Origin of the sequence: Okeania sp. SIO2F4, assembly GCF_010672385.1 — a bacterium.
Classification (GTDB): Bacteria; Cyanobacteriota; Cyanobacteriia; order Cyanobacteriales; family Microcoleaceae; genus Trichodesmium.
Genome location: NZ_JAAHGT010000310.1, coordinates 1 through 9,753 on the forward strand (window position 1 = coordinate 1; position 9,753 = coordinate 9,753).

Sequence of the window (9,753 nt, forward strand, 5' to 3'; positions counted from 1 at the left end):
GTCATCAACAAGGGTTGTTTGTTCTCGAAGATACTGCTCATGCTCACGGTAGTAAAATAAATGGTGTCAGTGCTGGAAATTTAGGAGACGGTGCTGCTTTTTCGTTTTTCCCAACTAAAGTTATGACAACTTGTGAGGGAGGAATGATAACTCTTAATAATGAGGAAGAAGACTATATCGCCCGATCGCTCAGAAACCAAGGGAAGCGAGGTATGGATTTTGGTGGTTTACATACAGACTTTGGGAATAGTATGCGGATTACGGAAATTAATGCTCTGCTCGGTAGAATTCATTTAGCAAAGTTGCCAGAAATGTTGAAAAAACGGCAGCAAGCTTATGAATTAATTACAGCACCTTTAAAAGAAGCTGGTCTATCCTTTGTCTCTACAGAAAAAATGGATGTAGCTAGTAATTATAAGTTGATCGTTCATTTACCAGAGGGAAAAAATGCCAAGGAGGTAAAAACAGCTTTGGCAGAGTCAGGAATATTTTTAGGAGGAACAGTTTATGAAATACCTTGTCATCAGCAACCAGTTTTTCAAGGTATTTGTGAAGGTCAGAGTTTTCCTCGTGCCGAACGTTGGTGTCCGAATCACATTTGCCCACCTCTGACTTCTGGCATGACAAAGGAGGATGCTCAACGAGTAGGAGAAGCTTTAGTTAGACATCTTAAATAGGAGGCTGCACATTAAAGAATGATAATAGATTCAGGACTTACGCAGGGGTACTATATATAGAGTGAAAAAACTGTAGCGTTATAGTTTTTAACACTATATACATGATATCTGCGTAAGTCCTAAGATTTTCAATTGTACATATATTGAAGCTTTAGTTAGACATCTTAAATGGGGGGCTGCACATTAAAGAATGATAATAGATTCAGGACTTACGCAGGGGTACTATATATAGAGTGAAAAAACTGTAGCGTTATAGTTTTTAACACTATATACATGATATCTGCGTAAGTCCTAAGATTTTCAATTGTACATATATTGAAGCTTTAGTTAGGGCTTGCTGAATAAATCTAAAAGCATTGACAGATAAAGGTAAGTGCCTTTTTAGGTATTGAAAAAATACCTGGTTTTCAGCTCTTCATGATCAAAAAGGAGCGCATTTTTGGCGCATAGTTGGGCAAAAAAATTACTCCCCTACTCCCCTACTCCCCCGCTCCCCTACTCCTTCAAAAAGACTTTTGAGCGCAAACCCTAGTTAGACATCTTAAATGGGGGGCTGCACATTAAAGAATGATAATAGATTCAGGACTTACGCAAGGGTACTATATATAGAGTGAAAAAACTGTAGCGTTATAGTTTTTAACACTATATACATGATATCTGCGTAAGTCCTAAGATTTTCAACTGTACATATATTGAGGAAAGAATTATCCAAAAATATCAAATGTTCGGATTTCATCATTTCTGATTGTGCAACGCCTTAAATATAATATTGGAGCGGGTAGGCTGACTTTATGAGCAAATTGCTAGGGCGAGTTCCATTGAGGAATATGCTTACCCCATGCTGTTAAACTTTGTAAGCTTGGATAAAATTTAATAATACTGGTTCAGTGGTTTCCCTCGCCTTAATCAAATTAATCAAAGCGATCGCTAATTCCGGGTCTTCCTACAACTTTAATTAATAAATAGCTAAAATACTATTTATTAGCATTAGACATAGGCGTGATAATCAAAAATCCAATCAATTATCGCGCTAGATACATCAATTCTTTCCCCGTACTCTGTACGGACGTTGCATGCAACCTCCCTACCTACTCCCTCTTTTCCGCAGTGGTCTATTGATATTCTCTTTTCGATCAAAGGGATATATCAATTCAAGTCTTTTAAAGCCGCTCATTATTCGTAACACTCTTTTGGCAAAAAAGTATTATATAACTCATAAGTAATTTTATCACAACTTAATATAATTTAGATACATTATTCCTTTGTGTCTATTAATATATACACAACAATTATCTATTCAAGTTGAGAAAAGTTATGCGAATATTTGTTTTACTGTTTAATGCTCGAACTGAAAATGAGGGAATACATACAATTCAGATGGGCGATCGTAATAAGGTATTTATGTTTGAGTCTGAGGATGATGCGACCCGCTTTGGTGTATTGCTAGAAGCTCAAGATTTTCCTACTCCTACAGTTGAAGAGTTTGACCAAGAAGAAATTCTGGAATTCTGTAGGGGTGTTGATTATGACTGGGAAGTTGTGCCAGCAGGTGCTTTGACTATTCCCCCAGAACATAATGTCGAAAATACTGATTGGCAATTGGAGCCAGACCAAACTTCTGAAAAGACTGAGACTGATTTAGACAAAATTAGGCGTCAATTGGAAGGTCTTTTGTAACTTAAAGGAAAAGTATTATCTGATTTAGGAATAAAGAGGGTTGCAATACCTAAACCTTTTTTCCTGTCTAAGAATCAATTCATTAGTCTTATATCTGGTTTAATTTTTTATTCTGATAAAAAAAAGATGGATTAATTGTCTATTAACTATTATTATCATCTGATGAAATTCAAGCTGTTTCTAAGTAATGGATGGCTTTTTACTCTGAAGACAGAAAGGGAGTATCATTAGTATTTACGATTTAAAAAAAACTATTTTTTTTGATAATTTATCAGGGTTTGGTATGAAAAATTTACAAGAACGAGGTCATTTGTTAACTGAACAGGTTAATCCTAATAGCCATAATCTCGATCAGTTAAGTTCTTTAGAGTTGGTGGACTTGTTTAATCAAGAGGATGGCCGAACTTTGGAGGCGATCGCTTCATCCCGTTTACAATTGGCTCAAGCAGTGGACATGACTACTGAAGCTTTGGGTCAAGGTGGTAAGTTGTTTTATGTGGGAGCTGGTACAAGTGGTCGTTTGGGTGTATTGGATGCTGCTGAATGTCCACCAACATTTTGTACGCCTCCAGAGTTGGTACAAGGAATTATTGCTGGAGGTGCAGGCGCTTTAGTACGAAGTTCGGAAGATTTGGAGGATAGCTGGGAAGATGGTAGTCAGGCGATCGCTTTGCGCCATATCACAAATCTAGATGTGATAGTTGGTATTACTGCTGGTGGTACAACTCCTTATGTTCATGGTGCTTTGGAAGCTGGAAAGCAAAGGGGGGCAAGAACAATTTTTATTACTTGTGTGCCTGTAGAACAGTTTAGGGTAGAGGTAGATGTAGATATTAGGTTGTTAGTTGGCCCGGAATTATTGGCAGGTTCAACCCGTTTAAAGGCGGGAACGGTAACAAAAATGGCTTTGAATATCTTATCAACAGGAGTGATGGTGAGATTAGGAAAAGTTTATGGTAATCGTATGATTGATGTAGCTGTCAAAAATAGTAAGTTACGCGATCGGGCCTTACGGATTATTGAGGATTTAACTGAGTTAAGTCGGGATGAAGCGGGAGAATTATTAAATAAGAGTGATAATTCAGTTAAGTTGGCACTTTTGATGCACTGGAGTAGTTTAGAAAAAGAAGAAGGGGATAATATCTTATCTGAGTACCAAGGTAATCTTAGAGCGGCATTGAAAAAAGTCGGGATAACTAATCAGGAAGAATAAATTTTTTTCTCAGATAATTAACAGTTTTCAATCAGTCTAAATATAGATATAGATATAGGATCTATCATACCGTTTCACTAAAGTCAAAAGTCAAAAGTCATACACTAAGATTTTATAGACTAAATACTTTGAATCTACAGTAATTGCACGGAATTATTTCACATCTGAAGCTGAAACTATTTGTGACATCCTTAAGGTGAATTGGTATAGCGCTATGCGCAAGGCAAAAGTCAAAAATGCAAAAGTCAAAAATGCAAAAGTCAAAAATGCAAAAGTCAAAAATGCAAAAGTCAAAAATATTCTATGACTGAGGCGTGAGAATTTAGAAATGTCCGCGCCCAATATTCGACTGCTATATCAATATAGATAAAGTATATACAGCAGATTTAGTGATTAATGTCCTGCAACTGACGGGTTCAACAATTAATAATTAATAATTACCGAATTATTAATTAATTCTGGTTTAAAGCCTCCCCTTGGATAGGGAAAAAAGCGGTCGTTTGCGGAGCAGTCCGTTAGGATGGGATGGCGAGGTTTCCTCGCCATATCAAATCGACCAAGAGAAAAGTGCTCTTGAATTTCCAAATATTCAATCAAGAGCGGTTAAAACCTTCTTGTAATTATCAAGTTCGCCATTATCAATTATCAATTAATGAACTCTTCTTACAAATAAGAGGATTGACTAAAAGGAATTTTTTTGTTTTTTCTCTTGAAATAGAAGGCTTTATACCTTAATTTTTCGGTAAATATTTTTTGCTTGTTCCCTATCCTCCTAACCATCTTCCCTACTCCCTATAAAATATGAGATATCGATTATTAATTGCTAGTTTATCAGTTACTCTACTAATGAAGCTATCAAGTATTTCTGCTGTTATACAAAAACCTGTTTTAGCAATAACTAACTTCAGAAATATTAGTAGTAGCTGGAAAATTTCTCAAATCTACAAACCTCCAGATCGGGGGGCACCTCCAACTACAGCACCTTCAGGAACCCGTGGTGAATCTGTTGGTAGTGGTCAATGTTTATTAGAAAATAAAAAGTTAACTCTTTTACTTCCAGAAACGGGAGAGGGATTAACTATATCTAAATATCCCACATTATATGTATATATTCCTCCCTATGAAAATGCTCAACAAGCAGAGTTTTTTATCACAGATTCAGAGAAGAATGATATTTATAATCATTTTTTTCAGCTACCTGAAAAATCAGGAATTATTAGGATTCAGGTTCCTGAAGAAAAATCACCTCCTTTGGAAGTAGGAGAAAACTATTTTTGGGGAGTAACAATATTTTGCATTTCTGAAGAACTAGACCCCAGTGAAAACGCATCTGTTGAAGGTAGAATTCAACTTATTAAACCAGAAAAAAGCCTCTATAATAAGTTAGTAGGCGTCACACCTCTAACTTTACCAACTGTTTATGCTTCCCAAGGAATTTGGTATGATGCTTTAGAAAGTATGGTACAACTTCGTAGGTTAAATCCAAATAATCCTAAGTTAATAGATGACTGGCAAAAGTTATTTAATTCTGCTAATTCTCAAGGTAAGGAAGAATTAATTCCAGCACCTATATTAGATTGTTGTCAAAGAGAAGATTAAATCTAGTTTTAGTAATTCTAAAGAGATTAGATAGCAATTATCAGGTGTGAGTAATACCAAATACAGCGCTACGCGCAAGTCAAAAGTTAGTAGGGGTGATTCGCGAATCACCCGTACAAAAGTTAAAAGTAATCTCTGACTGAGTTTTTCCTTTCCTTTTCTTGGGGTTAGGATAAAATTATCAATAATATATATTTAAAACCAACTAACCTCCTGCAAAATATTACTGAATCTACTAATCACTTAATCCTGAATGTAGACAATAATAGCATTCTTTTTTGGAATTGGTATGAGGTAAAAAATTCTAGGTTTTAAGGAATAGGGAACAGAAAAGAAGAGCAACAAGTGTAGCTCACTAACACTAATAAAATCAGATTGCTATGCTGGGAATAGAGTATTACTCAAAGCTAATAAAGCAATCAAAAAAAAATTATTTTTTTATGTGGCATGTGGCAAAAAATAATTAAAAAGCTGGCTTGGAAATGGCGTGGCTTATTAGTTACTGCTCCTAGTATTACTATCCTATTAATTGGGCTATATTTAACAGGTAGCTTACAAATATTTGAGCTGGCAGCCTTCGATCAACTGATAAGATTGCGTCCCCAAAAATCTGTAGATACAAAAATATTAATTGTGGGATTTACTGAATCAGATATACAAACTTTGGGTATGTCAATTTTATCAGATGAACTCCTTGCTCAGTTAATAGAAAACTTGAAAAAGCATCAGCCAGTAGCCATTGGTTTAGATATATATCGAGATTTACCAGAAGAACCAGGATATCAAAAATTAGTAAAAGTATTTGAATCTACACCAAATTTAATTGGAATTAGAAAGGTAGTTGGCAATCAAAATAATTCTCCAATTAATCCCCCACCAGTTTTAGATAAACTGAATCAAGTTGGTGCTAACGATATGCCTATAGATGCTGATACTAAAATTAGGCGATTTTTTTTATATTTGACAGATTCAGAAGGTAAAATAGTACCGAGTTTAGGATTAAAATTAGCAATAATTTACCTGCAAAAATTGAAAATATTTCCTGAACCGGCAGCAGTTAATCCTGAATATTTACAATTGGGAGAAGCTGTATTTATTCCTTTTGAAAATAATCATGGTGGTTATGTACAAGCTAATGCTGAAGGATATCAAATAATTCTTAATTATCGCAGCCCAGAATCTAAATTTCAACAGGTTTCAGTAACTGATGTTTTAAATAATAAAGTTCCACCTGAATTAGTGCGGGATAAAATTATCTTAATTGGTTCAGTAGCAGAAAGTAAAAAAGATTTATTCTTGACACCTTACAGCAGTAAAATTATTGGAATTCCTGAAGTAATGTCAGGAGTAGGAATTAATGCTAATATTACCAGTATGATTATTAATTCTGCTCTTGGTGAGATGAATATTATTAAATCATGGCCGGAATTTTTAGAGTGGGTATGGATTTTTTTGTGGTCAGTAATAGGGGCAGGTGTTAGTTGGAAATGGCGCTATTCTGGAGGTTTTTCTCAATTTTCTGGTAAATCTATTATTACTTTATTCGTCGCTACTGGTGGTTTACTTTCCATCAGTTATTATGCTTTTTTATGGGGTTTATGGATACCAGTAATAACTCCATTGTTAGCTATTTGGTTGTCGGCGATCGCTATTACTGCTTTTATTGCTAAAACTGCTGGATATATTCGTAATGTTTTTAGTCGTTATTTGACTGATGAAGTGGTAGGGAATTTATTAGAAAATCCTGATGGATTAAAATTAAATTGTCAACGGCGAAAAGTGACAGTTTTGATGTCTGACTTAAGAGGGTTTTCTGCTATATCTGAAAGGTCAGAACCAGAAACAATTTTTGCTATGTTGAATATTTACTTAGGGGAAATGACAGAAGTAATTAATCAATATAGTGGTACTATTTATGATTTTATTGGTGATGGAATTTTAGTTGTTTTTGGCGCTCCTACCCAGATAGAAGATGATGCAGAAAGAGCAGTTGCTTGTGCAGTAGCAATGCAAATGTCAATGCCTAGAGTGAATGCTAAATTAAAGGAATCAGGTTTACCAGAAATTAAGATGGGAATTGGTATTAATACTGGAGAAGTTGTAGTTGGTAATCTTGGTTGTAATAGAAAGTCTAAGTATGGAGTTATTGGTAGTAATATTAATTTAGCTTCTCGAATTGAATCTTATACAGTCGGAGGTCAAATTCTGATTTCAGGAAATACTCTTGAAGAAGTCAGTTCTATTATCAAAATTGTGCAGCAAAAATCGGTAAAAATTAAAGGTTTTACTAAAGCTATAACTATTTATCAAGTAGGAGCTATTGCGGGAAAGTATAATTTGTTTTTACCTATAAATTCAGAAAAATTTGTGGATTTATTAGAAGCTGTTCCTATTCAGTTTGCAGTTATTGATGGAAAGGAAATTAGAGAAGAATTAATATCAGGAAGTTTGGTCAAAATATCTGCTAATTCTGCTGAAGTAAAATCTAATTATTTAGTAGATGTTATGAGTAACCTCCAGATTAATTTATTAACTAAAACTGTTCAAGGGCAAAAAATGGATTATTTTTATGCCAAAGTAACAGGTAAAAAAGACGATCGGAGTGGATTTTATATACATTTCACTGCCATATCTCCAGAAGTTGAACAGATGTTGGAAGCTTGGGTTGCAGCCAATAGTTAGATAATAATTTTGACGTTCTATTATTTCGAGAAGGATTGAATAATTAGTAAAATATTCATTAATTTTTAGTTGATAAAATAGATTAAAATGTAAAATTATTTGTATATTGACTAATCGGCTATATTTCTTTTGCCTCTTGCCTTTTGCCTACCTCCCCAAAATGTGAAATTAATTTTGCCCAGGTACTTAATATGTGTATTTGTGGTGATACTAATTCACTTTAAAGATGTCACAAATAGTTTCAAACTATATATGTAAAATAATTTCCTGAAATTACTGTGGCATCAAAGTTTCGAGTCTATATAGCGCTACGCGCTAGGGAATAAGGAATAGGGAATAGTAAACTGTGAAAGGGTTTCAGGATTTAGAAATGTCCTATCTTAATGCGTAAATCTTAATGCATGACTTTTGAGTTCCTCCCTTGGGGGGTAAGCTTACAAGGGTCAGTTTTTAACACTCGGGGTGAGCGATAGAACTCCGTTCCGCTGACGCGACCGCTTTTATTCAGTATAAAACTTCAAAAAAAATAGCTCATTTCTCCTCCCACACTTCCCACACTTCCCACCCTCCACACATCCAAAGGCATAATTATAAAAAACATACCCTTGTAAGTGGGGGTTCATTAATTGATAATTGATAATGGCGAACTTGATAATTACAAGAAGGTTTTAACCGTTACACCAATTGAATATTGGGAAATATTATTTCTTCTCTCTTGGGAGATTGGAGGCAAGCGTTTGCGTAGCGTCCCGGAGGGAACGGAAACCTCGCCATCCAAGGACCGCTTTTTTCCCCTATCCAAGGGGAGGCTTTAAACCAAAATTATTTAATTATTTAATTATTAATAATTAATAATTCGGTAAGGGGGAAGTTGACTTTTAACTTCCGTGAAACGGTATAAGTAGCAAGAGGTTTCTTAGAACAAACTAGAAGCCTTTGAGACCGAAAAATGTCTATTAGAAACAAGATTATTTATGGATATACCCTCGCTTTAGGCATTGCTTTAGCAGGAACTACAACTGGCCTAGTTGTAGGCAACTATTATCAAAAGCAAGCTTTAGAGTCCCGAAAAATTGCTTCTGAAGAACGTAAACTACTGGGGACTTTACAGGTTGATATATTATACAATCGACCAGCAAAGCAACTATCTCCTTACCTGCAAAAGCCTCAACTTTTTCGTCAGGAAAGCAGTAAACTGCTTAAACGGGTTAAGAAAATTTACGAACTCCTAGTTACTCACAACAAATCAGGAAAAGCTGCCACTCTAGAAGGTCTACAACCTCTGCTAGAAAAATATCAAATTACTGTTAGGGTATTTTCCCAAAAAGCCCAAGAATTTGTCCAACAAGTCCAGCCCCTAACAACTAATCCAGAAGGAGCAGCAAAAGCAGAAAAGTTGCTGGTTCAGTTAGTCAAGAGTCCTGAATTTGTTGCCTTTATTGAATTTCCCAATCGTCTGGCAGATTTCTATGTCTTAACCGAACAGCTTGAGGAAAAAGCTGAAATTGACTTGGAAAAAGTAGAAACCCTGCGTACTAGAATCATCTCTATAGGGTTGGGTCTTTCTGTGGTAATCTCTATCCTCTTGGCCTTTTACACTAGCCGTTTAATTGCCAGTCCCATTCAAATTCTAACTAAGATTGCCCAAAAAGTAACCCAAGAATCAAATTTTGATTTACAAGCTTCCATACAAACTAAAGATGAGGTAGGGGTACTAGCTAATTCTTTCAACCAACTTATCCGATGGGTAAAAACTTTATTAGAAGAACAACAGGAATACACTGCCCAGCTAGAAGAGGCCAAAGAAGCAGCCGATGCTGCCAATCAAGCTAAGAGTGAGTTTTTGGCCAACATGAGCCATGAACTGCGTACACCCCTGAATGGGATTTTGGGATATAGTCAAAT

At 35.4% G+C, this 9,753-nt stretch carries 6 protein-coding genes; all 6 read left to right on the top strand.

The window, feature by feature from the left end:
• Window positions 1–677: DegT/DnrJ/EryC1/StrS family aminotransferase (locus tag F6K22_RS19545; RefSeq protein WP_293101413.1), on the top strand; the 677-nt coding region annotated here is incomplete at its 5' end.
• A 1,314-nt stretch (window positions 678–1,991) separates the two neighbouring features.
• Window positions 1,992–2,354 carry a DUF3110 domain-containing protein gene (locus tag F6K22_RS19550; RefSeq protein ID WP_293101415.1) on the top strand — a complete coding sequence of 121 codons (363 nt, stop codon included), beginning with the start codon at window positions 1,992–1,994 and terminating at the stop codon, window positions 2,352–2,354.
• Between the two features lie 283 nt (window positions 2,355–2,637).
• Window positions 2,638–3,567 (top strand): N-acetylmuramic acid 6-phosphate etherase, encoded by a 930-nt coding sequence (gene murQ, locus F6K22_RS19555; protein WP_293101418.1) that lies wholly within the window; start codon window positions 2,638–2,640, stop codon window positions 3,565–3,567.
• Between the two features lie 801 nt (window positions 3,568–4,368).
• On the top strand, window positions 4,369–5,166 hold the full coding sequence (locus F6K22_RS19560; RefSeq protein WP_293101421.1) for a DUF928 domain-containing protein: 798 nt from the start codon (window positions 4,369–4,371) through the stop codon (window positions 5,164–5,166).
• Window positions 5,167–5,613: 447 nt separating this feature from the next.
• On the top strand, window positions 5,614–7,848 hold the full coding sequence (locus F6K22_RS19565; protein ID WP_293101424.1) for a CHASE2 domain-containing protein: 2,235 nt from the start codon (window positions 5,614–5,616) through the stop codon (window positions 7,846–7,848).
• A 949-nt stretch (window positions 7,849–8,797) separates the two neighbouring features.
• Window positions 8,798–9,753, top strand: a 956-nt coding sequence (locus F6K22_RS19570; protein ID WP_293101427.1) for a histidine kinase dimerization/phospho-acceptor domain-containing protein, incomplete at its 3' end; no start/stop codon positions are given.

Coding starts and splice junctions, on each gene's coding strand:
- F6K22_RS19550 (WP_293101415.1), top strand. CDS start 1,992: ATGCGAATATTTGTTTTACTGTTTAATGCTCGAACTGAAAATGAGGGA.
- murQ (WP_293101418.1), top strand. CDS start 2,638: ATGAAAAATTTACAAGAACGAGGTCATTTGTTAACTGAACAGGTTAAT.
- F6K22_RS19560 (WP_293101421.1), top strand. CDS start 4,369: ATGAGATATCGATTATTAATTGCTAGTTTATCAGTTACTCTACTAATG.
- F6K22_RS19565 (WP_293101424.1), top strand. CDS start 5,614: ATGTGGCAAAAAATAATTAAAAAGCTGGCTTGGAAATGGCGTGGCTTA.